Origin of the sequence: Vibrio sp. McD22-P3 (assembly GCF_021568915.1) — a bacterium.
Lineage (GTDB): Bacteria > Pseudomonadota > Gammaproteobacteria > Enterobacterales > Vibrionaceae > Vibrio > Vibrio mediterranei.
The window spans coordinates 17,776-43,386 of sequence record NZ_JAKGTN010000014.1; the positions used below are offsets into that span (position 1 = coordinate 17,776).

The following is a 25,611-nucleotide window of genomic DNA, read 5'->3' on the forward strand; positions in this document are numbered from 1 at the left end:
TTCAATGAAATCAAAGTTCGCCAAATCAGTGTTCAAGACAACAACAGCGCTGTCATTTTTAACCCCAGCGTTTGCTTTTGCTCATCCAGGTCACGACTCAATGGCATTCACCAGCGGTTTGCTGCACCCCATCACAGGTGTTGATCACCTTATTATGCTTGTTGCTTTCGGTTTGTTGGTGGGTTGTTTAACGATAAGCAAAGCTCAGAAGATAGGCTTACTTGTGGGGGCACTGATAACTCTTATGGCTGGTTTACTCGCCGGAAAATGGTTTGGTCTAGTCTCTGGTGTGGAGATGGCCATTGTCGCCTCTCTGTTTGTCGTTAGTGCGGCTATCTGGCAAGTATTTAGCGCATCGCAGCAAATGGTGAAGCTGGCTGTTGGTTTGTGTATCGGCATGATGTTCTTTCACGGCTACGCTCACGGCGTTGAAGCGCAAGGTACACTTGGTCAGTTTTCTATGGGAATGGCGATGGGTGCAACGGTGTTAATGACTGTCGGAATTCAAATTGGCCATTTAGTCGCTTCGCGTTGGATGGCGGTTGGTGTTGTGGCGCTGAGTTCTGCATTCTTAATGGCATCTTAATGTATGGCCTCAAACGCAGCAGAAGATGACGCGATGCTGTCAAACAAAGGCACATCAAATGCAGCCGTTGTTAGCGGTGATGTTGCTAGTTACCGACTTTTTCAGCTGATAAGCCCATCACTGCCGATTGGCGGGTTTACATACTCGCAAGGATTAGAGTGGGCGGTAGAGGCGTGCTGGGTAACAAATCGCGAATCAATGGAAACCTGGTTAGCGAATATGCTGTTTAACAGTGTTGCGACGTTGGAACTGCCCATCATTGAACGTTTGTATGCGGCGGTAGAGTCAAAAGATAGCGAACAAATACAGCGGCTTACGGAACGCATCTACAGCAGTCGAGAAACCAAAGAGTTACGGGCAGAAGAGAAGCAGCGTGGCCTTGCTTTGAATACGCTACTCAAGCGTCTGGACGTTGAACTACCAGACATTGAACTCAGTGACTACCCAGCGACACAGCTTCTCGGACTATGCGTCGCTGCAGTGTACTGGAATATCGAGTTAGCCGAATTGAAGAAAGGCTACCTATGGAGCTGGGCCGAAAACTTGGTGATGGCTGGCGTTAAACTGGTGCCACTAGGTCAGACCGATGGACAGTTGGCACTTATCAATTTATCAAACCAATTTGCTGAAACATTAGCAATTGCACAGACGACCGAAGAGTGGATGATTGGCAGCTTTACTCCCGCGGTATCCATCGCCAGCAGCCTACACGAAACACAATATACCAGACTGTTTCGTTCTTAGACGAAACAGCGGAGGAGATAGGAAAGACTATGGAAAGTTACAAACAACCATTACGAATTGGCATTGGCGGTCCTGTTGGCTCGGGCAAAACAGCACTACTAGAAGTACTCTGTAAGGCGATTCGCGATAAGTTACATATCGCCGTAGTAACCAATGACATTTATACCCAAGAAGATGCCAAGATCCTGACACGAGCAGAAGCACTGGAACCCGATAGGATTATTGGTGTAGAGACCGGTGGTTGCCCCCACACAGCAATCCGAGAAGACGCGTCGATGAATCTTGCGGCGGTGGAGGAGTTGGCAAAGCGCCACAAAAATCTTGATGTGGTCTTTGTTGAAAGTGGTGGCGATAATTTGAGTGCGACTTTTAGCCCAGAACTTGCAGACCTTACCATCTACGTTATTGATGTAGCGGAGGGAGAAAAAATTCCCCGTAAAGGCGGCCCTGGTATTACGCGTTCAGATCTATTAGTTATCAATAAGATTGACCTTGCCCCCTATGTTGGAGCTTCACTTGAAGTGATGGAACAAGACACGCAAAGAATGCGTCCTGTGAAGCCTTATGTGTTCACTAACCTTAAAGAGAGCAAGGGGCTAGATACCATCATCGATTTCATTTTGACACAAGGTATGCTTGAGTTTCATAGTTAAGAATCCGCTCTCTTAATAACCAAGAGCAAAACGAAAATCCCGCATTATTGAGAGTTGTGACTTACACTTCTGATAGTTAGCTTCTCTAGCGGGACTTTTATGATACAAGCAAAATTGATGGTCTGGATTACGGCTCTGATTTTTTTTGGTTACGGTGTCTTGTTTACACTCTCTCCCAATACTCTATTCGAACGCGTCACCGATAGCGCTCTATTTTCTTATTCTGCCAGCATTGATGTTCGCGCAACATACGGAGGTATGTCTGTCGCAGTCGGTATCATTCTCATTCTGCTCGTCATAAAAAACGAAACACTGAAAGTGTCGGTGGTCGCTTCCACGCTGTTGGCCGGCTTTATGGCACTAGCTCGCACGGTTGGTATTGCAATCGAGTTTCAACCCAACGACACCATGCTGCTGTACCTACTTGCAGAATCCTTTTTCACGCTATGGGGAGTGTTTATTCTTTGGAAGCTGCCAAAGCGGAGGTTTTACTTTAAATAGTTGCGGATAATAAGGAGAGTCTTAGCTCTCCTTATTATGCTAGCTCTCAGTTGGTGGGCGTTAGTTTCAAATGGCAACTGAATCGTTTACCTATTTGATGATCACTGACGCTCAGCTGCAACAAACGCAATCTCAACCAGCAAGTTAGGGTCTGCGAGCTCAACTTTCACACATGCTCGACTTGGGGCAGTGCCTTCAGCAAACCATTCATCCCATACTTCGTTAAATGCATCAAAATTGGCAAAGTCAGTAAGAAAGATGGTAGCGGATAGAATGCGTGATTTATCGCTGTTCATCTGCGTCAACATCTGTTCTGCTTGTTCGAAAATCTGTTGTGTCTGACCTTTAACGTCGGCAGAGGTGTCCGCTTCTGCGACTTCCACAAAGTGACCGATTCCATTAAATACAGTGATATCAGACCAACGTTTACTTGGGTTTATTCTATTGATTGTCATGGTTTTTTCTCATATCAAAAAGACGTTGTATTGTACTTTAAAGTTACAAGTAGGCTAAGCTAATTTCCTGCCACTTATCATTTCCTATAATACCGATGACATGGTTTACAAAGGCATCGGGAAGGTTGAAGTCGTTGCCTGTTTGTAACAATGGGACGAGTGTATCGAGAGAGCTTTGATTCGCTTGTAGTTGCTCGTCGAGCGTTTGCCAGAACGCGGGACCTTTAACATAAAACAACGGGTAATATTGCATGTCGTTCTCGATGGATACTTTTTTACCCGCTTCTATCAATCCTACATTTCCAAGGTGCTGAAACTCTTTCGATGCCTTTCCCCAATTTTCGACGGGCGAAGGTTTGTTGCTCAAGTCGGTAAATTGTAGGGATTTGATAGCGTAATATTCAGCTAATCCCTCTTCTGCCCATACGGGTAATGAGCGAGACCCCATGAAATGTACGGACTCATGGGCTGTCACTTTTGCAAGGTGAAACATACTGTCCTTGGCAAAAGCTCCCTTGTCAGTGAGCACATTGCTTAAGAGGATATTGTATCCAGCCGCACCTGAAACATTGCGTTGGCTTTTGTCTTTAGAGAAATAGATGAGCTGCCACTGATGCGGTTGTTTGTCGTTAAAGACGGTGCTTAGATAATCTAACTGTTGCGTTAAGTTTTGAAACCATGAACTGTTAGATTTGAGTAGTGGCAAGGCATTACTTTTCACTACGACGGTAGAAGAACCGATATTCATACGCTCATAAGGCATACCCCAAACCACAAAAAGAGGCGGCTGATCTGAGTGAGGCATTGTGCTGCAGAAGTTGTTTGGGTCGCAAACTTCAATGTCTTGCCCTTGAATGGTGGGCAGTGAGTTCCATTCGCTCAAAAAGTGCCAGCCTTCATTTGGCTCATAGGTATTAACTTGTTGTGCAGGTTCGAATTCGTCAGATGTTTTTGCTTCAAATCTGACAATCCAGGATATTTGGCGACAGGAAATAGGAGAGTCAAAACTGACGGTTGTACTTTGTTCATTGTTGGAGAGGCAACGGATGTCAGAGAGATCTGACGAGCTGGTGGTTCGTGGCTTGGAAAGTTGGAATGTTCCAATGTCAGAGGTATCCGCCTGAATTGTGATTTGCTTTGGGTCGGCGTCGTGAGTAGTTATTTGATACTTAACTGCGGCATGAGTAGAGAAGGAGAGCCACGCTAAGGTGACAATAAGTGAACGTATCATTTTGAAGTCCCATTGTTTTTTTAATGGGACTATCTAAGGCTACTTTGGTTCAGTTAGCTTGACTAAAAGATACAATGTTTAGCGTAATCGCTTGCTTCGTTCGCTGTCCAGTCGCCTTTTGGTTTCTCTTTCATGTCTTTACACCACGCTTCGCTGCCGACTTCAGTACAAGCCATCAGTGGTAAAGTGAGCAAAAACATCAATACAATTTTCTTCATCATTCCCTCGTTTTTCTGAAGATGTCAGATTGAAAGGGATTGTAACTCAAAAAACAAAGGTAAGTCATGCTTGGGTCACTGTGGTTGCAGTAACAATACGTTCGTACCGAACTGTGGAACATGAAGATATTACAAATCACTAGACGACTGGTCTAATTGTTTGTATGGTAGCGGCATGAATGCAAAAACAAACGAAACAAGACAGCATATCCTTGATGTGGGGTATCAGTTAATACTATCGAAAGGCTTTACTGCGGTGGGTTTGTCGGAGTTATTGAAAGCAGCAGATGTACCGAAAGGGTCGTTTTATCATTACTTTAAGTCTAAAGAGCACTTCGGAGAAGTTTTGATTGCCTGTTATTTTGAAGGCTATATGGAACGTATTGAAGCTCTGTTCTGTAGTGAAAACGGCACCGGTTATGAACGTTTAATGAGCTATTTCAATCGCTGGCTTGATGTTGAATCGGGACGCTGCAATGCACATAAATGCTTAGTAGTTAAGTTAGGTGCTGAAGTCTCTGATTTGTCTGAAACCATGCGTTCGGAGCTACTGACTGGAGCGGAGCGAATCGTTGTAGCAATTGCAAAGTGTATTGAGTTAGGTATCGAGGATGGTTCTATTACTGTTCAAGATAGCTTAAGCACTGCCAGTACCGTCTACCAACAATGGTTAGGTGCAAGTCTGCTGAGTAAGCTCAGCCAAGACACGGCACAGTTAAGGGTAGCTCTATCAATGACCGAGCACCTGTTAAAGCATAAATAATTAATTTATAACCTGTTTATACAACAGGTTTTTTTATCAAACAAAACTAGACGACTGGTCTAATATTAAGAGCAAAGGAACAAAAGGGAATCAAGATGTCACAAGAAAATAACCGAAGAATTGTCTTAGCTTCACGCCCTGTGGGTGCACCGGTAAATGAGAACTTCCGTTTGGAGTCGGTGGTAATTCCTGAACCAAAAGATGGGGAAATGCTATTGAGAGCGATTTATCTGTCTCTTGACCCTTACATGCGAGGTCGAATGAGTGCTGCAGAGTCATATGCGGATCCGGTTGCCTTGGATGAGGTCATGGTCGGCGCAACGGTTTGTCAGGTTGAGCAATCAAACAATGAAAACTTTGATCAAGGCGATTGGGTTCTGGCTTATACAGGATGGCAAGATTACGCCATCTCTAATGGTGAAGGGCTAGTGAAACTGGGTAAGAACCCAAGTCATCCTTCATTTGCACTTGGTATAATGGGTATGCCTGGTTTTACCGCTTACATGGGCCTTTTGGATATTGGTCAACCTAAAGCGGGTGATACTGTGGTTGTGGCTGCCGCAACTGGGCCAGTTGGTGCAACGGTAGGTCAAATCGCGAAACTTAAAGGTTGCAAAGTCGTCGGTATTGCGGGCGGTGCCGAGAAGTGTCAGCACGCAAAAGAGATACTAGGTTTTGATGAGTGTTTAGACCATAAATCAGATGACCTGGCGCAGCAACTTGCTGAAGCTTGTGGTAATGGCATCGATGTCTACTTCGAAAACGTAGGTGGTAAAGTATTCGATGCGGTATTGCCATTGTTAAATACGGGTGCGCGCATCCCTGTATGTGGTTTGATTTCTCAATACAATGCAACGTCACTACCTGAAGGACCTGATCGTATGTCAATGTTGGTAGCAACTTTGCTTATTAAGCGGATCAAGATGCAAGGCTTCATCATTTTTGATGACTACGCACACCGTTATGATGAGTTTGCAACTCAGATGGGACAATGGCTTGCAGAAGGTAAAATCAAGTATAAAGAACACCTAGTTGATGGTTTTGAAAATACACCAGAAGCTTTTATGGGCTTATTGGAAGGTAAAAACTTCGGTAAACTGGTTATCAAGATGAACGAGCCGAAATAATCATTCGACAATCAGGTATGGCATCTAGCGCCTCTCATATTAGAGGCGCTATTGCATTGGAGCAAGACAAGGTAAACTAGGCTCAATCAGTAACTGCCACGTTTACGGTACTTTCAATGCACATTGATGCTTCTCGCTCCAGTCGATATTCCACTCTACTATTCAAAGCCTTACTGAAACGAATTGATGTCGATGCTATTACTTGTATTGGGCCGCTATCGCTAACCAATTCAAATTTCCATTTTGATTCAGAAAAGCTTCAGCGTTATAAGGACTATTTCGGCTTTAGCAAAGGCTCCGTACCATTACCGTTTCTATTTGTTGCCACTCAAAATGAGCAATTGCAACTGTTCACTCATCCAAATACCTCTATTCGCCCTCTAGGGTTAGTTCATACCTCTATAGAGTTTGAGCAGTTTGATGAACTTGACGGCGAACAAAGTTACGAGTTTCAATTGGAGTTACAGGCAGAGCAAAAAACTGACCGTGGATTGAGTTTTGAAGTACGTGGAGCTTTTTACCGCTCAGGGCAGATGGTTGCGAGGTATCGATCTGGATATTTGATGCCGACTAAACGCAAAAACGTGAGATCCAAGAATAGTAACCCTGTGCTGTCGACCTCGTTGCCTGAACTAGCCACGTTTACTGTTAGCGTCAGCCAAGCACGAGAGTACGCAAAATTATCGGGAGACTATAATCCAATCCACCTGGCTCGTTGGTCAGCTAAATTGTTTGGATTTAACAAGCCTATTATTCATGGGATGTATATGGTGGCAAAACTTTTGAAATTTGAATCTGACTCAACTGCTATTCATCATGTGGGCTTTGTATTTAAGAAGCCTATCTTAATGCCGACAGACGTAAAAGTGGTTCAAGATAAAGCACAAATCCTATGTATTAACAGCGAAGGAAAATGCTTTATTGAGATGGTGCCTAACAAAACATGTAAATAGTCTGTGTCAGTACTGAGAATGGCGACATTAACATACAATAACGGACAATAAATCGAGCAGACTTTTTGTAACATAGCACCCCTCCACATAGTATTCGGAAAAACTGGTATGGTAAGCCGCATCGCTTTACTCATTGTTCTTATCGCAACTAGCTCTACTGTGTTTGCGACAGAAGACTCTGTCAAAGAAGAGAATCATCAGGTTGATGAATGGAAAGGCAATGTTGACGTCACGTTTGCAGGGTGGACTGAGCACTTAACCTCAACGGGCAGAAACCAGGATAACTATATCGTTGGTGTTCGTTACAAGAGATGGGAAGCATTTACGCTACTAAACAGTTTTGATACGCGTTCGTACATCTTGTCTTACCATCCTCAGTTCGACTGGACCCCTTGGGCAAAAGTTGGCTTAAGAATAGGGGGAATTACCGGATATACAAAAGAGCAGAACAGCGTACAGCTTGGTGGTATCACGCCAGTGTTTGCTCCGACTCTAACATTACATTATAAACATCTGGGGTTTGAGACAGCCCTGTTTACTGATGTGTTGGTATTCTCAATGAAAGTAATGATTTAAAGTGGAGCGCTTGCTCCACTTTTTTAGCTGCTAATCTTTTTCAGCGCCAGTGGATTTAGCGTGCTGCTTCAAAAGCCAGAGCTTTTTTCTCAACTTGTCTGAATATCAAAGTAAGAATGCCATTGACCCCAAGATAGAAAAGCCCTGCCACGCTGAAGACGACGAGTGTGTCGTAAGTTTGAGCATTGATACGCTGTGCGTAGCCCATAATATCCATAATGGTGATGGTACTGGCCAGCGATGTGCCTTTAAATACTAAGATCACTTCATTAGAGTAAGCTGGTATCGCTCTGCGAATCGCAAACGGAAGCAAGACACGCAGCGTTGCTTTCATATCCATCCCTAGCGCACGACATGCCTGCCATTGACCTGATGGAATAGCATTGAACGCACCTTTAAATAGCTGAGTACTATACGCCGCTGTATTAAGTGCAAGGGCAAGCATGGCACAGAACCAAGGTTGGCTTAGCCATGTCCACAAAAAACTTTCTCTAATGACTTCAAACTGCCCCGGCCCGTAGTAGACCAGAAAGATCTGAACCAATAATGGTGTACCAGTAAAAAGAGTGATGATGCCACGCGTTAGCCAGTGAACTAATGGTGTTCGAAGGATCAAGCTAAGCGTCATCAGCAACGCAAGCAGGCAGCCTACGATCAGTGCTACTACAGTGAGCTGTAGGCTTGTTTGCAAGCCATCGACCATTTGCCAAACATGTTGTTGATTCATGCTGTGACTCCTTTGCTACCGACGGCCATTTCTTTTGAGGAGAACTTTTTATCTAGTACTTTTACTGCTTTTTGAGTAATCAATGTGATGACAAGATAAATCGCCGCTGCGGTCGCATACCAAGTAAACGCTTCATGTGTCGCCGCAGAGGTTAATTGTGCTTGTTTCATTAAGTCTGTAACGCCAATTAGTGAGACTAAAGCGGTATCTTTTAATAGTACGAGCCATTGGTTGGTAAGTCCGGGTAGGGCATGCTTAACCGCTTGTGGCAGTACTATTCTAAAGAAAACACGTGCACGACTTAGGCCTAATGCACTGCCAGCTTCACGCTGACCACTGGGTACCGCTTTTAGTGCTCCACGAATGGTTTGTGCTGCATAAGAGGCAAAAATTAACGAGAGTGCGATGACACCAGCTAAGAACGGGCTGACCTCAATGAAATCTCCCGTAATCAGAAACAAGACTTGTGTAGAACCAAAGAAGATAAACAGAACGACTAGAAGTTCTGGCAAGCCACGAATAATGGTGACGATTGCCGTGGTTGGCCAAGAGATGATTTTGTGGCGAGACATCTCGCCACCAGCAAAAATGATCGCCAGTACTAAGCCAACCAAAAGGCTGACGAAAGCAAGTTGGATGGTTACCCAACTTGCTTGTACGAGTGACGCCGAGTAACCCGTTAAACCCATATTAATTACCGAAGTACTTATCGAAAATAGCTTGGTATTCGCCGTTTTCTTTTACTGTTTTAAGTGCTGTATTTAGCTGGTCAACCAATACTTGGTTGTCTTTGTTTACGGCGATGCCGAAGCCGTTACCAAAGTATTTTTGGTTAGTAATTTGGTCACCAACGTAAGCCAGTTTATCGTCTTTCTTAAACCACTCTGCGACAACTGCCGTGTCACCGAATACAGAGTCAATACGACCATTTTGCATATCGATAAACGCATCTTGGTAACTGCCATAAGGTACGGCTGTTACGCCTGGCATTTGCTCTAATAGGTAGCTTTGGTGCGTTGAACCGTTTTGAACACCTACACGCTTACCTTCTAGTGCTGCTTGTGACGCAACCTTACCTGTCATCGCTACGAAAGCCGCTGAGTTGTCGTAATAAGCATTGGTAAAGCTAACCTGCTGCTGACGGGCCTCAGTAATATCGATACCAGAAATCGCTGCGTCGTAGCGTTTGAACTTAAGTGCAGGAATTAAGCTATCAAATGCTTGGTTATGGAAGCTACATTTGGCTTCAATCTGTTTACATAGTGCGTTAGCAAGGTCGACATCAAAACCTTGGATCTGGTTATTTTCATCGACATATTCGAATGGTGCGTAAGTCGCTTCCATTGCAAATTTAATTTCTTGTTGTGCCATTGCGCCGTAAGAAGCCAGACCAATCAGTGAAGCAAGTAACATCTTTTTCATAATAATTCTCCTTGTCAGATTGCGATGAAGGCAATCTCCATTGTTATTTAGTGTGTTAAGTAGTCAGCAAAAGCTTGAGTAGTTGGGTTTTTAAATGCGTCTTTTGTGCCATGTTCGATGACTCGGCCTTTTTCGAGATAAAGAACATGACTGGCAATTTTCTTCGCAAAATCAACTTCATGTGTAACAACCACTTGAGTGATGCCCGTTTCACTCAATTCGTTGATAATATTGACGATCTGAGTTGTGATTTCAGGATCAAGCGCTGCTGTTGGTTCGTCAAAGAGCAAGACTTCAGGTTTCATCATCAATGCTCTTGCAATAGCAACGCGCTGTTGCTGACCACCTGATAGTTGTAGTGGCCACGCATCGGCTTTATCAGCGAGTTGAAGTGTAGAAAGCATTTTTAAGGCTTCTTGTGTGGCTTGCTCTTTCGAGACGCCTGCTACCTTAGTGGGCGCTTCAATTAAGTTCTCCATTACCGTCATATGAGGCCAAAGGTTATACTGTTGGAAAACCATCCCGACTTGCTTACGAAGTGCTAAACCTTGTTTTTCAGATACTTGTTGATCGAAGTCGTAGTCATTATTCGCAATACTGAGCGCCCCGCCATCTGCCATTTCCAGCAAATTTAACAAGCGAAGTAGAGAGCTTTTACCAGCACCACTCGGACCTAAGAGAACCAAGGTTTCACCCTTGCCGCAATGAAAGCTGACATCGTGCAAAACTTGAGTCGTGCCGTAGAACTTATTGAGGTTGTTTGCTTGAATACCCATGCTGATTTACTGCATTAAAAATCATTGTGTGAACTATACTATCAGAAGTGTTATTTATGCAATAAAAATGTATAAAAATTTTAATTGTTAAAATTATGTATCGATTTATGGTTGAAAAGTAGACATCTCTATTGTGTGGGTCAGGGTGGATCTTAGGGCTAGTGGGTATAAGAAAAGCGCTTGGCTTTCAACCAAACGCCTAGTAATCAAAAGAATATTACTTCAGTTTCAATTGCTGAGTTAACCAGTCAGCACTTGTAGTTTGTTTACCTTGGCAGATAACGTAGTAGGGTGTTCCGGTGAACCAACTTTTCGACGCTACTTCTTCAACAAACACCTGAATGGAGGCTACATCATCCTTAGCGTAGTTCCATTTTCGGGTTAAGTGTTCTGCTGCTTCTTTACCATTATGGCTATCACCGTTACGTATGAAGTCGCAATCAGATTGTCGCATTTGATTAATCAGATATCGTACATCTTCCTCAGTATTGGCGAAGGCGTTGGAGCCTATCAGTAGTCCACCTATCAGAAGTGAATGAATTAGCTTCATTGATTCCACCATTGCTTAACTGGCGTTGGGTTGTGAATTTCCAAACGCTGTCCAATCTCTGGCGAGACCATAGTTACACCACGTTCCTGACTTATCTCTAGAGCTCTGTTCATCGGTTCATGCCAATCGTGCATGGACAAATCAAAAGTGCTGTTGTGAATAGGCATCATGACCTTACCTTTGACGTCGATATGGGCTTGCACGCTTTCTTCAGGGAACATGTGGATTTGTGACCACAACTTGTTGTAGGCGCCAGTTTCAATCATAGTAAAATCAAAAGGCCCATATTTCTCGCCAATTTCAGCAAATCCTCCAAAGTAACCAGAGTCTCCAGAAAAGAACACGTTGGCTTGTTGACTGTTAATGACCCAGCTACCCCAAAGGGTAGAATCACGGTCCGTTAAGCCACGACCAGAGAAATGCTGAGTCGGTGTCAGGGTATATGTGATACCGTTGACCTCATGCGATTCCCACCATGCAAGTTCGGTAATCTTGTTTTTAGGTACTCCCCATTTGACAAGATAATCACCTACTTTTAGTGGCACAACAAAGTGATTAACTTTATCTACCAGTGCTTTGACTGAGGCTTTGTCTAAGTGGTCGTAATGGTCGTGACTGATGATAACCACATCTATCTGCGGTAAATCTTCTAGGGATATTGGCGTCTTATGAAAGCGTTTAGGCCCAGCCCATTGCACCGGAGATGCTCTATCGCTGAAAACTGGATCTGCCATGACCAACTGGCCATCTAGCTTCATAATAACGCTAGAATGTCCTAGCCGATAAACCACATCTTGTTGCTCACTCAACAATTGTTCTGATGTCATCACATGTACAGGTAAGTCGAAGGTCGGAGTTGGGGTATCGCGCTCAGTGGTGAAATAAGACTTCATGATCTTAACGATGTCGCTAAAGCTCGATTGGTATTCCAACTCAGTATTGACGTATTTATCTGGATAACGCTCGGGGTCTTTCTCTGTGTTGCTGCAAGCGGTTAAGGCAGTGGTACTCATTGCTAGAACTCCTATTGAGGCGATTAGTGACTTTCTCATGATGTTTCCTATCGCGATTAAAAGACTGGCTGTAATGAGATCGATAGCTGAAGTCTTTTGTAAACTAACCAGTGTAGTTTACTTTTAAAATGTGAAAAGTAAACTGATTAGTGTAAAATACGGGAAGAAAAATTTGAGTTGTCGAGTAACCCAATGACAGAAAAGAAAAAAACGCGAAGCGAGATGAAGCGCGAGGCAATTGTTGAGGCGGCTAAACACGCGTTTCACGAGTTTGGCGTACATAATACTAGTATGGATAAACTCGCGGCGATGGCCGGTGTATCGAAACGAACGGTATATAATCACTTCGAGTCAAAAGAAGTATTAGTTATGAGTTTGCTATCGGATTTGTGGCGACAATCTATGATGGATGTTGACTTGCAACCTTTGGCGTCGATGGATCTCAAACAACAACTAGTCTATTTACTGTCGCATGAGATAGGTATCTTGAACAATCCTGCTTATATTGATTTGTCGAAGGTTGCGTTTGGACATTACTTTTATCGACCAGAGGAACTGAAAGCCCAAGCGGATAAAATGTCGAAGCAAGAAACTGCCTTATACAAATGGTTAGAGCACAAGAATGATCAACAACAACTGACTATTCCAGATATTAGTGTGGCAAGCGTTCAGTTGCACAGCCTAATTAAAGGTAGTTGCTTTTGGCCACAATTGATGGGAATGACGGATACATTGCCCGACGAAGTTGCTCAGCAACTTGCGCTGTCTACTGCCGAGCTCTTCTTGGCTCGCTATCAGATGTAACGATTGATTTATCTAGGAAAAGAACAGCCCTGTTTCTTGGACAAGAAGCTGGGTTGGTTTAGAGTAAATGTGTTGTTCCTTAGCACCCACAAGCTGAACTAATAGCACCTTATCTGAAGCTAAACACTGACGTAGCACTCGTAATACCATAGCCACATCGAGTTTGTGCTTCTCTAGGTTTGAGTTGTGTCTCGAAATAGAAGGTAGATCGATGGTTACAACCAGTCTGTCGCAGTGACTGATAAATCGCGCAAGCTGCTCTTTGATCATTGCTCGATTTCTGTACACCACCTCATTTGAAAGAAGCCAATCACATCCCATATCTTCCGCGTACTCTAACTGTTTTTTGTTGCAGCGATTATTGTCGATGCCGATATGAAAGGCGCGGCACTCATTATATCTGTTAAGTGCGAAATGCAGCATTGAACCGACGGTGACATCAAGACATTGATCGAGTAGCAATTCTGCGTTGATGTTTACAATACCAATTTCATCTTTGTCGATCAGTAGATTGGGAATAATGTCGAGCAAGGTTTCGTGGCAATTGGTAATGACGAGCGGCATTGCACCAACCGCAAGTTGTTGGTTGAGCTGACCGGTGAAGTCGCGTTTTGCAACCGGGCTTTCGAAGTAAGGTCTTTCGGAGCAGTAACTACCCAGAATTGGATAATGACCAATTTTTCTCATTGAATGAGAATTTTGTTGTGAGCTTAGCCAGTCGTAGGCGGTTTCTAGGAGGGAGTCAGCGTCTTCAAACTGGGCATTATTCATAGGCTTGATAGCTTCCGATACCGTGAATACGGAAAGTTGGCTCTCTAAAGCAGGATGATAACGACGTTTCCAGATTTGTTTGAAGACGTTGAGCATGATGAATTACCTTTCTGGTGGCAGCGCCCTTGCTGCTTGCAATACATGTAGAATGAATCTGTCCTTGTTGGCTTCTACACGATAGGCAGGAGCCATAATGGAAACAGCACCAATTAATTTCGAGCCTTTCATTACTGGCGCACTGATGCCCGTTACCCCGGGATCGAACTCAGACGTACTGATGGCAAATCCCTGACGGCGAATCTGCTCCAGATCCTTATTCCAATCAGTGACGTTTTCGTGCTCACCAAAATGACGCAGTATTTTTTCGCAACGAGATTCTGGTAAATAAGCCAGCATCACTTTAGATGAAGCCCCGCGAAGCAAAGGTTGGCTCTGTCCTCTTACATAGCTGCAGCGAAGTGCTTGCGCACTCTCTTGCAAGCTAACACATAGAGCACGATAGCCAACTGGTACCATGTAAGCTGACATCTCACCAGTCTGCTTTTGTAATCGGAACAATATGCTCTCTATTGCTTCTAGGTTGTGTGTACTCGACTGATAGCTGTGCATCAACATCAGAGCAGCTGGACCAACAATCAGTGTTTTGTCGTGTGGACTCTCTTCAATAAGATTCCACTCTTTAAGCAGCTTTATATGACGGTAAAGACTGCTGAGAGGAACGCCGAGTTGAATGCTTAAATCTTTTGCTGAAACAGGCATATCAGACACGGCAACTTGCATTAAAAGTTGCAGTGGCTTTTCATTAACCTGAGTAGTGGGTTGCTGTGTATTTCCCATATCTGTGTTATCTATTATCAAAACCAATTACGCAATTTATATTCCTACTGAATAAGAAAGGAAACAAAAATCTTGCGGCTCATTCTCATTAGTTGATAAATGCAGGGTCTGGCAAAGAATGGAAGCTTGCCTCACGTTAAGTTAGGTCAAGTACGGGCAAAGAAAGGTCCAGATGAGCCCAATATAGGCACACCACATTCGTCACCTATATATTTTTCAGTAGATGACTATGACCGTTTCTTCTTCCCCAATACTCGGTTTCGCTATCTGGGTGTTACTCCAGCGTGGATTTTATTGTCGAAAATGAAGGCTGGGCCGGAAGTGTAGGCGTTAGTCAGATTCCTCAGCTTGATTGAAGTGGGGCTGTATCTATCTTCAAAGCGGGTTGGTCTTTTTAGGTCGATATAAATAAAAAGCCACTTCGAGGGAAGTGGCTTTGATCGTTGTTAAGCTAACTGACGTGTTTTGGATCGCTTAGAATTTGTATGATGCGCCTAGGTAAAGAGAACCTGCGTTAATCGTATCACTGTCGTTACCACGAGCACTTTCAATTCGGAATGCGTCGGCTTCATATGCTAAGCGAATACCTAAGCCTTCAACTTGTGCTGGCATGTATTCTACACCAATACCGTAACGGAATGCTGTACCCGAATCGCTACTAAAAACTTTAGCGCCTGATTCGTTTAGATCTAGGTAAGATAGACCAACAGTAGCAAATGGGCGGAACCCGCTATCAAATGTGTAACCCAGGTTAGCTGTAAGCGCAAGTGCACTAGGATCCCAAGAATATTGTTGGCTTAAATCTGCTTTTCCGTATTTAGTGTATGAACCTTCTAGAGAAACGATACGGTTGAATGCGTAGCCGCCGTAAACTCTTAGTGAATGACCTGCGTCTAAAGATTCACTGCTATCATTGTCGAGGTTTTTAAGCTTACTTTTAACTAGGCCATAACCACCACCCACGTAAAAACCTGGATCTGCTGCGCCTGCAAATGCGCTAGTTGCGAATAGAGCTGTTAAAGCGAGTGCCACTGCCTTTTTCATTCTGATACCTTAAATAGTCTTGTAACTTGTTTCGAGCCGTACTCTAAAGAGTTTCGAATCTGACGTCTGTGTAGGAAATGTCGTGAATTGTGTGGGAACTGTCTGGTTGTGTGTAGCATGAATATCTGTGAACTCCACTTTTCAAAAGCAAACGTTTAACCGCAAAAAAGTGAACTATCTCACTAAAAAATAGGCAGTTGAGGTGGCTTTGTATTAGATTAATCAGTATAAATGCTCTCCATTTCCTTGAGCTCTTCGACGTGGCTCATGTATGTTTATGTAACAAGTGCATACACTTGTCGCCTTTCTGCATGGAGCCGGAGTGAGTAAATGGAAGAATGAGGCTTATCAATGATTCCAAGAGAGGTAACGATGAACTATAAACAACTACCCAAAATCGACCTTCACTGTCACTTAGATGGCAGCGTGCGACCTGAAACCATCATCGAACTTGCCTCTATCCAAGGTGTTGATATTCCCTCTCAGGATATTGAAGTTGTTCGTGACTTGATGATTGCCCCTGAGACGTGCCCAAACTTACTCGAGTATTTAAAGCGTTTTGATCTACCTTTATCTGTGATGCAGACCAAAGAAGCCTTGGAACGTATCGCCTTTGAAGTCTATGAAGATGCGGCACTTGAAAATGTTAAGTATATGGAAGTTCGTTTTGGCCCTCTCTTACACAGAGAGCAAGGTCTGAATATTGAAGAAATCATCAGTTCAGTAGTGGCTGGCATGAAACGAGCAGAAGAAGTACACGGCATTAAAGGCAACATTATTCTGTCTTTGCTACGTCATATGCCAACCGATGAGATTAATGATGTCATTGATGTTGGTGCTGCGTACCTAGGTAAAGGTGTAGCAGCATTTGACCTTGCGGGCGGAGAAGAGCTTGGATTCTGTGAGAAATTTGTTCCTTTTGCGAGATACGCAAAAGAGCAGGGTTTGAACGTCACGATTCACGCTGGTGAACAAGGCGAAGGGCAGAACGTTTACGATGCCATTACCATGTTAGGTGCAGAGCGTGTGGGACATGGCATTCATATCGCCACTCATCAACAAGCGTTTGACTTAGTGCATGAAAAACAAGTGGCGTTAGAAACGTGTCCGAGCAGTAATGTACAAACAAAAGCGGTGGAAAGCATGACGGTACACCCGATTGAGGATTTCCGTCAGCGTGGTATTCCAGTCACCATCAATACTGATAATCGCACCGTATCGAATACGACAATGACGAAAGAAGTTCAGTTGGTAATTGAGCAGTTTGGATTGTCCGAAGAAGACTATATGCATATCTATCGCAATAGCGTTAATGCTGCTTTTACTGACGATGCGATTAAGCAACAGCTATTAGCTATATAGTTGCCGGTTCGAATGTAAAAAGCCCGCTTCATTGAAGCGGGCTTTTTTATTGCTCTGTGTTGCCAGTGATTAAAAATCGATTTCGTAACCTAGACTGAATGTTCGACCACGGCCAGAGAAGTAATACGCATTGTGGTGGCGTATCTGGCTAAAGTAGTTAATGTACTGCTCGTTCAATAGGTTTTCAATACCGACACTGATACGACCGTAACGCTGCAGATCGTAGAACATAGACACATCCATCAAGCCATAGCCGTCAAACTGCTGTGCACTACCGGCATCGTTTTGCTCTTTACTTCGAGAGAACATATGGTTGTATTGTAGGCGACCATTCCAACGGTCAGAGAAGCTGTGGTTGACCGCCATCAATAGGCGATCAGGAGACAGGTTCTTAAGATCCATGTCGCTATCCACCGAGCCATCTTGATTGGTATCTACTTGACCTTCTACGTGAGCATACAGTGCCTGAATCTGCGTCGTAGGCAAAATATTGTAGGTCGCGGTGAACTCGTAACCTTTAATATCGGTGCGTTGGCGCACAACATCATAAGTACCGCCGCTGTTAAGGCTTAGGTTCGCACCATCTTTAGCGATAGACATATAAGTACTACCACTAACAAACCATTTGTCATCGCTGTAGCTTAGCCCCACTTCGTAGTTATCCGTTACAACAGGTTTCACCGCCGGCATAGTGTTGAAGTCGATAGGTGCACCGCCTACAGGAGCAACGACGGTTGGGCCTCCGATCCAGTTACCACGCAGTACGCGTCCAATATCTGGCAAACCGAAGCCTTGGCTAAAGCCAACGAATGAACTGATACGTGGGGTAAAGTCATAAACAGCTCCAGCATTAAAGACGGCCTGAGAAAAGTTTTGTTCGCCGCCAATAATATCAACCTGACGATGCCCTGCGTTACCATAGCCCCACAAGGTTTGACCATCTGCAACCGTTACTTTGGTATTCTCAAAGCGAACACCACCTGAAAGGCGTAGAGAATCGGTGACTAGCATATCGCCCTGGATAAAGGGAGCTAAGCTCTGGTACATCATATCTGGTGTTACATCTTTACCAGATTGAGTGAGTGTTTGCTTTGTGGTGTCTTCCAGACCGTCTAGACCAACGACCCAGCTGTCATCCCAACCCAGAAGATCGGTTTTGACATAACTTAGCTTAAAGCCTTTTTTGGTCGATACGATAGCGCCTTGATCGTATTGTTTGCTTGCGGTGGGCCACCATGATGCTTCACCAAATACCGCTTCAAAGTCTTGGTAAAAGGCTTGGAATTTCAGCTCGCCACCAAAGAAGTCATAGTGGTCATAACCAAAGTTATACAGTTCCGCATAGTTTGACGTAGGATCGCCAGAAGGCGTACCCGGAACCACGGTTCCCGGAATGCCATTTTGCCAGTCGCCAGGAACACTAATGTAGTTCTGGTTGCCTTTTAGTTGGTAACGACTAGCACTGAAGCTGACGCGTTGATTGCCGCCATCAAAGTTATAGCCGCCTTTAGCGAGAAAGTTTGTGGCATTGGAATCTTGCGTTTCACCTTGGATAGAGTTCATGCCGATTGGGTTGCCATTACCATCGTAATACAACCCTTGTTGCTCCCACGCACCGCCAATAAAGAGATCGTAATCTTCGTCATACTGACTTAGATTGTAATAGACTTTACCACCTGTACCATCTTCCTTTAGGTTTGAGGTTACACGTGTTCCAACGGTCTGCTTCCAATGGTCGCCTGGTTTCGCACTTTTTGTCACGTAGTTAATGATACCGCCAGTGGCGCCGTTACCTTGTACGGCACTTGCCCCTTGAACCACTTCCACACGCTCAAGCATTGAAGAATCTACGGTGTAACCGTTACGGTTACCATTGCGAAGTGGGTTATTTTGCGGAACACCGTCAACCATAATAAGTGCGGTACGTCCACGAAGGTTTTCACCTTGGGTAGAGAGCTTTTGTCGACTTGGCGTCATGCCCGGAACTAGGTTAGCGATAACACTGGTTAGGTCATCGGATACCGCAGTTTGTTGTTCCAGTTCTTTTTCTGAAATGACATGAACTGAGCCCGGGATTTTATCTGTATCTTGACTGTAGCGGGTCGCAGTAACGACCATATTTTCGTCAGTTTTTTGTTTGTTTGTTGGCTGTGATTCGTTTACTTCTTCTGTCGCAAATGCTTGTCCGATTGACAGAGCGAGAAGCGAAAGGGAGACGACTTTCTTCCCAGTTTGATTTGCCATGTGTCCTGATTACCACTGTGTTTCTCACGAGGGTGGCGATATTAATGCTTTTGATAATAGTTATCAATAACGTTATTATTATTAGCGAAAGGCGATCTATAACCTATTGATATAATTATCGTGCTACACACATAGGTGAACCAGAAATAGGGTCTTCAATCACCAACGCATCAAGGTCAAAGACTTCTTTTAATAACGATTGGGTAAACACGTCTTTTGGAGTGCCATGGGTTACGAGTTGCCCTTGCTTTAGCACCACCAAATGGTCGCAGTAACGACAGGCTTGGTTTAAATCGTGCAGTACCACAATCACCGTTTTTCCTTGTGCATGCATATCTTGCATCATCCGCATGAGCTCAATTTGATGAGATAGATCCAAATAAGTCGTTGGCTCATCAAGCATCACAATTTCAGTATCCTGAGCGACGATCATAGCGATCCAAGCACGTTGTCTTTGACCTCCAGAGAGCGCATCAATTGGGCTTTGTGCAAGTGTATCTACACCAGTTGCTTGCATTGCATTCGCTACAATCGCTTTATCTTCAGGGGACAATTTGCCCCAGTGAGAGGTATAAGGCGCGCGACCATACTCCACCAGTTTTTGAATCGTGATGCCTTCCGGGCTGGTATGGGTTTGTGGGAGCATAGAAAGACGTCTGGCCAATGACTTGGAGCCGTACTCATCTAAGGGCGTAGAATCAAGTAGGACTCTTCCAGATTTAGGCTTGTTTATCCGAGCTAACGTTTTCAATAAAGTGGACTTTCCACATCCATTAGGACCAATAAGCGCAGTAATTTTGCCTTTCGGAATCGTCAAATTCAGATTTTCAATAATAGTGTTGTTGCCATAGGCAACGTTCAATTTCTCGACAGACAGCATTACCAGCCCTTGTAACGTTTGAGTAGGAAGATGAAATAGGGTGCGCCAATGACAGAGGTTAGAACGCCCGCAGGAAGTTCGATCGGCGGCGAGATCCCTCGAGCGATGGTATCGGCAGTAAGGACAAGAAGTGCACCAATCACAGCGGAGCCCATCAGCAAAGTTTTATGATTATGTCCGAACAGTAGCCTAGCGAGATGCGGAGCGAGAAGACCAACAAAGCTTATCGTTCCGGCGATAGACACACTCAAACTGGCAAGCATGACGGCGCAAATCAGCGCCATGGCTTGTACTTTGTCAAGTTCGACACCAAGGGAGATGGCAGATTCATCGCCAAGACCAATAATGTCTAGTCGCCGTGCGAGCCACAATGAAAGAGGCAGTAAGATCGCAAGCCCCATCCAGATATAAGGCATCTGCTCCCAGCCTCGTCCCCATAGACTGCCGGTGAGCCAAATCATTGCAGTATTAATCTCGATGGGGTGTACCACTAATAAATAATCAATGCCGCTAGCAAGAAAGGCGCTAATAGCAATCCCCGTAAGTGCCATTCTGGCTGGGGGTAGTTGAACTGAGCGTGCGATGATGATCAGCAATAACCCTACAGATACTCCACCAATCATAGCGGCAACTGGCAGCATCCAAACTGGTGCATTGGGGAATACTGTCAACAAAAGTGTGGCAACAAACCCAGCACCAGCACTTACGCCGATTAAATCTGGTGAGGCGAGAGGGTTGCGGATCACACCTTGGACTAACGCCCCAGATATTCCTAATCCAGCGCCAACACCAATGGCGAGGAAGAGGCGTGGAAGTCGATAGTGATTGACAACGAAATCGTACTCGCCACCTTTGAAGGCCGTCATGGTTATTTGCGACAACGATAAGTCAGCGACTCCTACTAACAAACTGAAAACAGACAGGGCGAGGGTAGTCGAGATAAGGACTAGCCAAGTTCTACTCATGAGCTCAACCGACTTTTTATAGAAAGAAAAATGAAAAAGGGCGTACCTATCAGCGCAGTAACGATACCAACCGGCGTTTCTGTGGGAAAGGCTATACCCCTGGCAAGTACGTCTGAACACATGACTAAGATTGCCCCCAATAATGCGCTAGCTGGAATGAGAGCGAAGAAACTGTGTCCGACAAGTTTGCGTGCAATATGAGGAATTAACAGACCGACAAAGCCAATAGGGCCTGCAATGGAAACACTGATACTGGTTAGTAAAATAATAGCCACGAAAGCTAGTAATCGAATCAAGCTGGTATTTACGCCTAAGCCTGTAGCGACATCGTTACCAAGAACTAGCAGGTTGAGAGGATGAGCAAGCGCCCACGCCAACACTAACCCCACAACACTAATTGGCAATAACTGGTGCAGGGCAGACCAATCTAAGTTACTAATTGAGCCAATGAGCCAAGATTGCACGCTATAGGCTTGATCGTCAGCAAGAATAATCGTTGCGCGTGTGAGTCCTAGCAACAAAGCGTTGATAGCGATGCCCGCTAGTACCAGTTTCACAGGGTGTGGACGATCATCAAAAGCACCACCAAGAAACATAACCAACAGACCACTTAACGCGCTGCCTACCGCCCCCATTACCGCGGTTGACAAGGATAAAGATAGGAAGCCAAAGTTACTCAACACGATAAATAGTGCTGCTCCAGAATTGATAGCAAGCACGGATGGTGAAGCGAGGGGGTTACGAGTCAATCCTTGCATGAGAGCGCCTGCAACAGCGAGGTTAGCTCCAATTAATGCACCGCTGAGTACACGAGGCATTCTTAGCGTTGCGATGATTTGATGCTCCATGCTAGCTGAGTCAAAGTGCAGCCAGAAGCCCTGCAATGATTGAAAAGATAGGTCAAAGCTAGACCATGCCACTAAAGAGAGATTTAGGCTCAGCAACGTACCAGCAATAAGTGCAAACCAGAGCTTGCACTGTGTTGATTGAAGCATATTGAATTAGTGCTGTTGATTAATAATATCAGAGAGGTTTTTGGCGATGCCTTCAGCTGCCAAAATACCTCGGTTTAATGACCAGAGCTGTGGAGAAACCTTAACGGCGTGCTCTGTTTTCTCTACCTTCAGCATTTTGCTTAATGGATTTGATTGCCAGTCATCATAAACAGTGTGGGGCTTATAGGGACCAAGCAATAACCAATCAGGGTTAATCTTGAGTAGTTGCTCAAAGCTGACTTCAATGTAGGCTTTGTCGGTTTTTGGCACCGCTGGACCATGTAATCCAAGCGCAGTAATCACACCCCCAGCATATGAGTTTGGACCATGAAGCCACATGCCTTTATCGGTTACCACAGCAAACTGAAACGACTCATTCGAAGAAAGCTTGGCTTTGTATTGATCCATGATTTTATGGTGTTTTTCGATACGTGCTGCCATTTCATCGGCTTTATTGACCGCAACACCAATTTTCATTGCAGACTGTAAGTTCTCTTCGTAAGTTTCGCCGCGACTTTTCAACAAGATCGTCGGTGCGATGGCCATAAGATCGTTGTAAATCGTGCTATGACGCTCAGCATCAGCAATGATGAGATCTGGCTTTAATTGTGAGATAGCTTCTAGGCTTGGTTGAGGTCTTACGCCCACTGATTGCCAAGGTTTAATCAGTTCGCGTATCTCCGGAAGAATTCGCTCAATGTTCTTGTCATCAGCTACGCCCACCGGTGAAACACCAACAGCAGCTAACGCGTCCACAAACGAGTATTCAAGTGCGATGACTCGAGTTGGTGTTCCTTTGATGGTGATACTGCCTTGTTGGTCGGTTATGACGCGTTGGCTCTGTGCATGTGCAGATGCACCCATAAGAGCGAACGAAAGTAGAAAAACCGTGCTTAATCCTTTAGCGAATAGTGATTTCATTGATTGGCTCATTCTGAAAGGGAGAAACAAAAGAGCGCAATCGTATCTCAAACAATAATGGTTATCAATGCTATTATCGATAGCCTATGTTGATGAATGAAGTGTCAAACCAAACCAAACGATATATGGGCTCAGAAATTTAGCTGAGCCCAATACAAGCCTAGTCAAAAAGCGAGATGGTAAGCGTTCTGGGTTTGGTTCAAGTCAATAGTCCAGGTTTGCTCTTGTTCATTACTTGTCATTGGCACCCATTGAGCGTAAATCTTGGTCCAGTTGTTGTTAACTTGCAGTGTGACTTCATCGGTTTCTGCTGGATAGATGGTCGTTACTCGTGAAGTTGGATCCGCAGCGATATCTCCATTTTCAAAAGTGTGTGCGGCTTGACTATAGACATGCAACGCGCCTTTTCCTGCATTACCTTTATCAATTGACAGTGTGATTAGCTGACCAACATCGAATGAAAATGTTCTATCTGCAACAAGATCTGCAGTTCGTTCAATTGGTGTTTCAGTTGGGGCTTCAACGGGTTTTGCTGGAGTTGTGTTCGCAGTATCTTGACCGCCACCGCCACCGCCACCGCCACCGCCTCCACAAGCAACAACTGAGGCTAGGGCAGCAAAAAGAGTGAGAGGTTTTATTGGGTTTATCATGGGGTACTCCTTACTGTTCCGAACTTGAGATTACTTGGTTTGCGCTAGCGTAGTTGTACCAATCGCTATCTTGTTCTCCAGCACTCGTGACCCAGTTAGGAAAGTTAGGGTAGGCGACGGTAATATCAACCAGCTCTTTTGGGTGTTCCCATTGGTCACGAATATTAATCACCCAAGGCATATTGTTTTCTGATAGAAACGATTGTGCTCCGCCAGATCGGTCATCATGAAGTCCGAATAATGCATTATCCATAAAACTTGTACCACCGAATGCCTTCATGTGTGTTTGCCAAGACATACCTGGTGGTGTCTGAACAAAATCACCATGATATTCTCCTTCAGAGGCAAATATGAAAGGATCATAGGGCGGGTAACCAATTAGGTCGCGCGATACAGGATTGGTTAATTCAACAGTAAGTTGATAAGACAAACTGATGCCCTGTTGCATCGCCAGGCACGTGTCATCCGTTTTGTAGAAATGACAACCGAGAGGCAATCCCCCTAACGCGGATAACTCTGCTCGCAAGTCTTCGGCTATGATGAAGATAGTTTCGTCGTTGGACGCTTGTTGAACAGTATGGGTGACGCTTTGTCCATTTTTTGTCAAGGCAACCGAAGCAAGGTTATTTGGATCGACGTTAGGTAATTGGAGCGCAAACCCATTAGAGTACCCGGCACCCATAGCTTGCAGTGTGTAGTCGATGGTGATGTTGGTCAGCTCGCGCTGTCCATTGATTTGCTCGGTAATCTTATAACTCCATACTACGTCATTGAAATCGTAATCCCCCATTAATGGCCAGCGATCTTCAAAAGCGATAGTGGCCATAGAGTCTGAGCTAGGGTAGACAGAAGTGACAGAGATGTCAGGATCGTTTTCTTGAACAAGAGTTTCATATTTGGAGTCGGTTGTACCATCACTGTTTACGCCATCAATGGCTTCAAAAGGAGTGACTTCAACGGTAAAGATGAGATCGTTGAAGTCGTTATCGCCAGATGGACGTTTTATATCTTCAAAACTCAATACCAAAAACTCATTTTGAACATCAAGGAAAGCAACGTTATGCCTTCTGTGTTCCATGGTAGTTTCTGGATTCAAAGCTGGGTAACTATAAAAAGGTGTTCCCCAATTCCCAAAGTTAGCAATATTGTTGTAGCTCCCCTCCCAGCCCCAGCCGTTCGGAATCAAGAAGAAGGCGAGTGTTTGATTGGCAGTCAGTTGTACGCCGAGGTCAATCGTATCCCCTTCTTGCATTTCTCCTTCTCCAGGTTTTGAGGCATTGGGAAAGACAATAATGTGGGCATCAATATCATCTTTATCTGTAGGAGGGTTGTCAGTGTCGAAAACAAAATAGCCAAGGCTGTTTCGATATCCAGCACCTTCGTTAAGGAAGGTAATACGGGCGGTTGCATATTCTGCCCCGTTTAGTTCATCGTCAATATCGATGCTTGAGTATTTATCTGGTGCAATGAAAGCACTGTTGACGACACTACCCTCTGGAAGCATGGAGTAGACATTGGTCAATACGTCTTGAGGTAACGTGTCTGCAACAGAATATAAATTACTCGGCTTTCCCTTAGCTGAATAATTTGATGCCTCCGCGCCAGACTCGAAGGTTAAATCTGCTACAGAAAGCGCATAAACTTGCCATGGTAGGAGTAAACTGGCTAGTGTAATGACGTTCCTTGTTCTCATCGCTTATTCCTCTATTTTTATGTTTAAAGGCGAGTTATTCAGAGGTAAGCAAATTCGATGCCTAGTAATAATCCTATATATTTCAATGCAATAGAATTGATTCTTACGAAATTCGCAATGTGAGAACCATCGTGGGAATAGTGAGAACGA

30 protein-coding genes are annotated in these 25,611 nt (G+C 44.5%); 11 read left to right on the forward strand and 19 right to left on the reverse strand.

The features are described 5' to 3' along the window. Window positions 1-4 precede the first annotated feature (4 nt). The 4 genes from L2W36_RS16770 (at window position 5) to L2W36_RS16785 (ending at window position 2,484) form a co-directional block, all read left to right on the forward strand. Window positions 5-586, forward strand: coding sequence for a HupE/UreJ family protein (locus tag L2W36_RS16770; protein WP_236110685.1), 582 nt, complete (start codon window positions 5-7; stop codon window positions 584-586). 33 nt (window positions 587-619) lie between these two features. Then, window positions 620-1,330, forward strand: coding sequence for an urease accessory protein UreF (locus L2W36_RS16775; protein ID WP_236110811.1), 711 nt, complete (start codon window positions 620-622; stop codon window positions 1,328-1,330). A 29-nt stretch (window positions 1,331-1,359) separates the two neighbouring features. Then, window positions 1,360-1,983: an urease accessory protein UreG gene (gene ureG, locus L2W36_RS16780; protein ID WP_063604960.1), complete on the forward strand. Its 624-nt coding sequence runs from the start codon at window positions 1,360-1,362 to the stop codon at window positions 1,981-1,983. A 99-nt stretch (window positions 1,984-2,082) separates the two neighbouring features. Further along, window positions 2,083-2,484: a DUF4345 domain-containing protein gene (locus tag L2W36_RS16785; protein WP_236110686.1), complete on the forward strand. Its 402-nt coding sequence runs from the start codon at window positions 2,083-2,085 to the stop codon at window positions 2,482-2,484. Between the two features lie 101 nt (window positions 2,485-2,585). Here the strand turns inward: L2W36_RS16785 and L2W36_RS16790 are convergent, their stop codons facing one another. The 3 genes from L2W36_RS16790 to L2W36_RS16800 form a co-directional block, all read right to left on the reverse strand. After that, window positions 2,586-2,939: a RidA family protein gene (locus L2W36_RS16790; protein ID WP_006074666.1), complete on the reverse strand. Its 354-nt coding sequence runs from the start codon at window positions 2,937-2,939 to the stop codon at window positions 2,586-2,588. Window positions 2,940-2,982: 43 nt separating this feature from the next. Then, window positions 2,983-4,170 carry a hypothetical protein gene (locus tag L2W36_RS16795; protein ID WP_236110687.1) on the reverse strand — a complete coding sequence of 396 codons (1,188 nt, stop codon included), beginning with the start codon at window positions 4,168-4,170 and terminating at the stop codon, window positions 2,983-2,985. A 62-nt stretch (window positions 4,171-4,232) separates the two neighbouring features. Beyond that, entirely contained in the window at window positions 4,233-4,388 is a 156-nt protein-coding gene (locus tag L2W36_RS16800; RefSeq protein WP_006074668.1) for a DUF3012 domain-containing protein, read from the reverse strand. A gap of 175 nt (window positions 4,389-4,563) precedes the next feature. Here L2W36_RS16800 and L2W36_RS16805 point away from each other — a divergent pair, with 175 nt between their 5' ends. The 4 genes from L2W36_RS16805 to L2W36_RS16820 all read left to right on the forward strand — a co-directional run bounded on the left by L2W36_RS16805 (window position 4,564) and on the right by L2W36_RS16820 (window position 7,807). Next, window positions 4,564-5,151, forward strand: coding sequence for a TetR/AcrR family transcriptional regulator (locus L2W36_RS16805; RefSeq protein WP_236110690.1), 588 nt, complete (start codon window positions 4,564-4,566; stop codon window positions 5,149-5,151). Window positions 5,152-5,246: 95 nt separating this feature from the next. Continuing rightward, complete coding sequence (locus tag L2W36_RS16810; RefSeq protein ID WP_236110691.1) at window positions 5,247-6,278, forward strand: NADP-dependent oxidoreductase; 1,032 nt, start codon at window positions 5,247-5,249, stop codon at window positions 6,276-6,278. A 116-nt stretch (window positions 6,279-6,394) separates the two neighbouring features. Continuing rightward, entirely contained in the window at window positions 6,395-7,231 is an 837-nt protein-coding gene (locus tag L2W36_RS16815; protein ID WP_236110692.1) for a MaoC/PaaZ C-terminal domain-containing protein, read from the forward strand. Window positions 7,232-7,339: 108 nt separating this feature from the next. Further along, window positions 7,340-7,807: a hypothetical protein gene (locus tag L2W36_RS16820; RefSeq protein ID WP_006074673.1), complete on the forward strand. Its 468-nt coding sequence runs from the start codon at window positions 7,340-7,342 to the stop codon at window positions 7,805-7,807. A 55-nt stretch (window positions 7,808-7,862) separates the two neighbouring features. Here L2W36_RS16820 and artM read toward each other — a convergent pair whose 3' ends face one another. The 6 genes from artM to L2W36_RS16850 form a co-directional block, all read right to left on the reverse strand. After that, window positions 7,863-8,534 (reverse strand): arginine ABC transporter permease ArtM, encoded by a 672-nt coding sequence (artM, locus tag L2W36_RS16825; protein ID WP_236110694.1) that lies wholly within the window; start codon window positions 8,532-8,534, stop codon window positions 7,863-7,865. Beyond that, on the reverse strand, window positions 8,531-9,223 hold the full coding sequence (artQ, locus tag L2W36_RS16830) for an arginine ABC transporter permease ArtQ (RefSeq protein WP_038227185.1): 693 nt from the start codon (window positions 9,221-9,223) through the stop codon (window positions 8,531-8,533). Before artQ ends, artM begins: the two co-directional genes overlap by 4 nt. Window position 9,224: 1 nt before the next feature. Continuing rightward, entirely contained in the window at window positions 9,225-9,956 is a 732-nt protein-coding gene (locus tag L2W36_RS16835) for an arginine ABC transporter substrate-binding protein (RefSeq protein ID WP_236110699.1), read from the reverse strand. Between the two features lie 47 nt (window positions 9,957-10,003). Then, window positions 10,004-10,732, reverse strand: a complete 729-nt coding sequence (gene artP, locus L2W36_RS16840) for an arginine ABC transporter ATP-binding protein ArtP (RefSeq protein ID WP_006074677.1) — start codon at window positions 10,730-10,732, stop codon at window positions 10,004-10,006. A gap of 217 nt (window positions 10,733-10,949) precedes the next feature. Beyond that, entirely contained in the window at window positions 10,950-11,282 is a 333-nt protein-coding gene (locus L2W36_RS16845) for a DUF5329 family protein (RefSeq protein ID WP_124941360.1), read from the reverse strand. Continuing rightward, on the reverse strand, window positions 11,279-12,334 hold the full coding sequence (locus L2W36_RS16850; protein ID WP_198559127.1) for an MBL fold metallo-hydrolase: 1,056 nt from the start codon (window positions 12,332-12,334) through the stop codon (window positions 11,279-11,281). Before L2W36_RS16850 ends, L2W36_RS16845 begins: the two co-directional genes overlap by 4 nt. 153 nt (window positions 12,335-12,487) lie before the next feature. Between L2W36_RS16850 and L2W36_RS16855 the strand changes: the two genes are divergently transcribed. Continuing rightward, a complete protein-coding gene (locus L2W36_RS16855; protein WP_236110700.1) occupies window positions 12,488-13,099 on the forward strand; it encodes a TetR/AcrR family transcriptional regulator in 612 nt (203 codons plus the stop codon). 12 nt (window positions 13,100-13,111) lie between these two features. On the opposite strand, the gene L2W36_RS16860 is transcribed toward L2W36_RS16855, so the two are convergent. Both L2W36_RS16860 and L2W36_RS16865 read right to left on the reverse strand, forming a co-directional pair. Further along, the gene (locus tag L2W36_RS16860; protein ID WP_088878816.1) at window positions 13,112-13,966 is read right to left on the reverse strand and encodes an arginase; all 855 of its coding nucleotides are present in this window, start codon (window positions 13,964-13,966) and stop codon (window positions 13,112-13,114) included. A 6-nt stretch (window positions 13,967-13,972) separates the two neighbouring features. Beyond that, the gene (locus tag L2W36_RS16865; protein ID WP_062458371.1) at window positions 13,973-14,707 is read right to left on the reverse strand and encodes an IclR family transcriptional regulator; all 735 of its coding nucleotides are present in this window, start codon (window positions 14,705-14,707) and stop codon (window positions 13,973-13,975) included. 99 nt (window positions 14,708-14,806) lie between these two features. On the opposite strand from L2W36_RS16865, the gene L2W36_RS16870 reads away from it, so the two are divergent. Further along, window positions 14,807-15,034 (forward strand): hypothetical protein, encoded by a 228-nt coding sequence (locus tag L2W36_RS16870; RefSeq protein ID WP_146159005.1) that lies wholly within the window; start codon window positions 14,807-14,809, stop codon window positions 15,032-15,034. A gap of 147 nt (window positions 15,035-15,181) precedes the next feature. Here L2W36_RS16870 and L2W36_RS16875 read toward each other — a convergent pair whose 3' ends face one another. After that, entirely contained in the window at window positions 15,182-15,751 is a 570-nt protein-coding gene (locus L2W36_RS16875) for a porin family protein (protein WP_088878815.1), read from the reverse strand. A gap of 372 nt (window positions 15,752-16,123) precedes the next feature. Here L2W36_RS16875 and add point away from each other — a divergent pair, with 372 nt between their 5' ends. Continuing rightward, entirely contained in the window at window positions 16,124-17,113 is a 990-nt protein-coding gene (add, locus tag L2W36_RS16880; protein WP_236110704.1) for an adenosine deaminase, read from the forward strand. Window positions 17,114-17,182: 69 nt separating this feature from the next. On the opposite strand, the gene L2W36_RS16885 is transcribed toward add, so the two are convergent. The 7 genes from L2W36_RS16885 to L2W36_RS16915 form a co-directional block, all read right to left on the reverse strand. Then, complete coding sequence (locus tag L2W36_RS16885) at window positions 17,183-19,357, reverse strand: TonB-dependent receptor (protein WP_236110706.1); 2,175 nt, start codon at window positions 19,355-19,357, stop codon at window positions 17,183-17,185. Window positions 19,358-19,472: 115 nt separating this feature from the next. After that, window positions 19,473-20,237, reverse strand: coding sequence for a Fe(3+) dicitrate ABC transporter ATP-binding protein FecE (gene fecE, locus L2W36_RS16890; protein ID WP_062458361.1), 765 nt, complete (start codon window positions 20,235-20,237; stop codon window positions 19,473-19,475). Further along, entirely contained in the window at window positions 20,237-21,202 is a 966-nt protein-coding gene (locus L2W36_RS16895; RefSeq protein ID WP_236110708.1) for an iron chelate uptake ABC transporter family permease subunit, read from the reverse strand. The genes fecE and L2W36_RS16895 overlap by 1 nt, the downstream gene beginning before the upstream one ends. After that, on the reverse strand, window positions 21,199-22,197 hold the full coding sequence (locus L2W36_RS16900) for a FecCD family ABC transporter permease (RefSeq protein WP_236110709.1): 999 nt from the start codon (window positions 22,195-22,197) through the stop codon (window positions 21,199-21,201). The genes L2W36_RS16895 and L2W36_RS16900 overlap by 4 nt, the downstream gene beginning before the upstream one ends. Window positions 22,198-22,203: 6 nt before the next feature. Continuing rightward, the gene (locus tag L2W36_RS16905) at window positions 22,204-23,187 is read right to left on the reverse strand and encodes a Fe(3+) dicitrate ABC transporter substrate-binding protein (RefSeq protein ID WP_443088400.1); all 984 of its coding nucleotides are present in this window, start codon (window positions 23,185-23,187) and stop codon (window positions 22,204-22,206) included. A gap of 95 nt (window positions 23,188-23,282) precedes the next feature. Beyond that, window positions 23,283-23,768 carry a hypothetical protein gene (locus L2W36_RS16910; RefSeq protein ID WP_236110712.1) on the reverse strand — a complete coding sequence of 162 codons (486 nt, stop codon included), beginning with the start codon at window positions 23,766-23,768 and terminating at the stop codon, window positions 23,283-23,285. Window positions 23,769-23,778: 10 nt separating this feature from the next. Next, the gene (locus L2W36_RS16915; protein WP_236110714.1) at window positions 23,779-25,461 is read right to left on the reverse strand and encodes an LruC domain-containing protein; all 1,683 of its coding nucleotides are present in this window, start codon (window positions 25,459-25,461) and stop codon (window positions 23,779-23,781) included. Between the last annotated feature and the right edge of the window lie 150 nt (window positions 25,462-25,611).

Excerpts from the sequence above, each read along its gene's own strand:
- L2W36_RS16775 (WP_236110811.1), top strand. The coding sequence starts at position 620 with ATGCTGTCAAACAAAGGCACATCAAATGCAGCCGTTGTTAGCGGTGAT.
- L2W36_RS16835 (WP_236110699.1), bottom strand. The coding sequence starts at position 9,956 with ATGAAAAAGATGTTACTTGCTTCACTGATTGGTCTGGCTTCTTACGGC.
- artP (WP_006074677.1), bottom strand. The coding sequence starts at position 10,732 with ATGGGTATTCAAGCAAACAACCTCAATAAGTTCTACGGCACGACTCAA.
- artQ (WP_038227185.1), bottom strand. The coding sequence starts at position 9,223 with ATGGGTTTAACGGGTTACTCGGCGTCACTCGTACAAGCAAGTTGGGTA.
- L2W36_RS16900 (WP_236110709.1), bottom strand. The coding sequence starts at position 22,197 with ATGCTTCAATCAACACAGTGCAAGCTCTGGTTTGCACTTATTGCTGGT.
- add (WP_236110704.1), top strand. The coding sequence starts at position 16,124 with ATGAACTATAAACAACTACCCAAAATCGACCTTCACTGTCACTTAGAT.
- L2W36_RS16865 (WP_062458371.1), bottom strand. The coding sequence starts at position 14,707 with ATGGGAAATACACAGCAACCCACTACTCAGGTTAATGAAAAGCCACTG.
- L2W36_RS16860 (WP_088878816.1), bottom strand. The coding sequence starts at position 13,966 with ATGCTCAACGTCTTCAAACAAATCTGGAAACGTCGTTATCATCCTGCT.
- L2W36_RS16915 (WP_236110714.1), bottom strand. The coding sequence starts at position 25,461 with ATGAGAACAAGGAACGTCATTACACTAGCCAGTTTACTCCTACCATGG.
- L2W36_RS16805 (WP_236110690.1), top strand. The coding sequence starts at position 4,564 with ATGAATGCAAAAACAAACGAAACAAGACAGCATATCCTTGATGTGGGG.
- L2W36_RS16820 (WP_006074673.1), top strand. The coding sequence starts at position 7,340 with ATGGTAAGCCGCATCGCTTTACTCATTGTTCTTATCGCAACTAGCTCT.
- fecE (WP_062458361.1), bottom strand. The coding sequence starts at position 20,237 with ATGCTGTCTGTCGAGAAATTGAACGTTGCCTATGGCAACAACACTATT.
- L2W36_RS16875 (WP_088878815.1), bottom strand. The coding sequence starts at position 15,751 with ATGAAAAAGGCAGTGGCACTCGCTTTAACAGCTCTATTCGCAACTAGC.
- L2W36_RS16815 (WP_236110692.1), top strand. The coding sequence starts at position 6,395 with ATGCACATTGATGCTTCTCGCTCCAGTCGATATTCCACTCTACTATTC.
- L2W36_RS16770 (WP_236110685.1), top strand. The coding sequence starts at position 5 with ATGAAATCAAAGTTCGCCAAATCAGTGTTCAAGACAACAACAGCGCTG.
- L2W36_RS16850 (WP_198559127.1), bottom strand. The coding sequence starts at position 12,334 with ATGAGAAAGTCACTAATCGCCTCAATAGGAGTTCTAGCAATGAGTACC.
- L2W36_RS16800 (WP_006074668.1), bottom strand. The coding sequence starts at position 4,388 with ATGAAGAAAATTGTATTGATGTTTTTGCTCACTTTACCACTGATGGCT.
- L2W36_RS16855 (WP_236110700.1), top strand. The coding sequence starts at position 12,488 with ATGACAGAAAAGAAAAAAACGCGAAGCGAGATGAAGCGCGAGGCAATT.
- L2W36_RS16785 (WP_236110686.1), top strand. The coding sequence starts at position 2,083 with ATGATACAAGCAAAATTGATGGTCTGGATTACGGCTCTGATTTTTTTT.
- L2W36_RS16795 (WP_236110687.1), bottom strand. The coding sequence starts at position 4,170 with ATGATACGTTCACTTATTGTCACCTTAGCGTGGCTCTCCTTCTCTACT.
- ureG (WP_063604960.1), top strand. The coding sequence starts at position 1,360 with ATGGAAAGTTACAAACAACCATTACGAATTGGCATTGGCGGTCCTGTT.
- L2W36_RS16885 (WP_236110706.1), bottom strand. The coding sequence starts at position 19,357 with ATGGCAAATCAAACTGGGAAGAAAGTCGTCTCCCTTTCGCTTCTCGCT.
- L2W36_RS16870 (WP_146159005.1), top strand. The coding sequence starts at position 14,807 with ATGCAGGGTCTGGCAAAGAATGGAAGCTTGCCTCACGTTAAGTTAGGT.
- L2W36_RS16790 (WP_006074666.1), bottom strand. The coding sequence starts at position 2,939 with ATGACAATCAATAGAATAAACCCAAGTAAACGTTGGTCTGATATCACT.
- L2W36_RS16810 (WP_236110691.1), top strand. The coding sequence starts at position 5,247 with ATGTCACAAGAAAATAACCGAAGAATTGTCTTAGCTTCACGCCCTGTG.
- L2W36_RS16845 (WP_124941360.1), bottom strand. The coding sequence starts at position 11,282 with ATGAAGCTAATTCATTCACTTCTGATAGGTGGACTACTGATAGGCTCC.
- L2W36_RS16910 (WP_236110712.1), bottom strand. The coding sequence starts at position 23,768 with ATGATAAACCCAATAAAACCTCTCACTCTTTTTGCTGCCCTAGCCTCA.
- artM (WP_236110694.1), bottom strand. The coding sequence starts at position 8,534 with ATGAATCAACAACATGTTTGGCAAATGGTCGATGGCTTGCAAACAAGC.
- L2W36_RS16895 (WP_236110708.1), bottom strand. The coding sequence starts at position 21,202 with ATGAGTAGAACTTGGCTAGTCCTTATCTCGACTACCCTCGCCCTGTCT.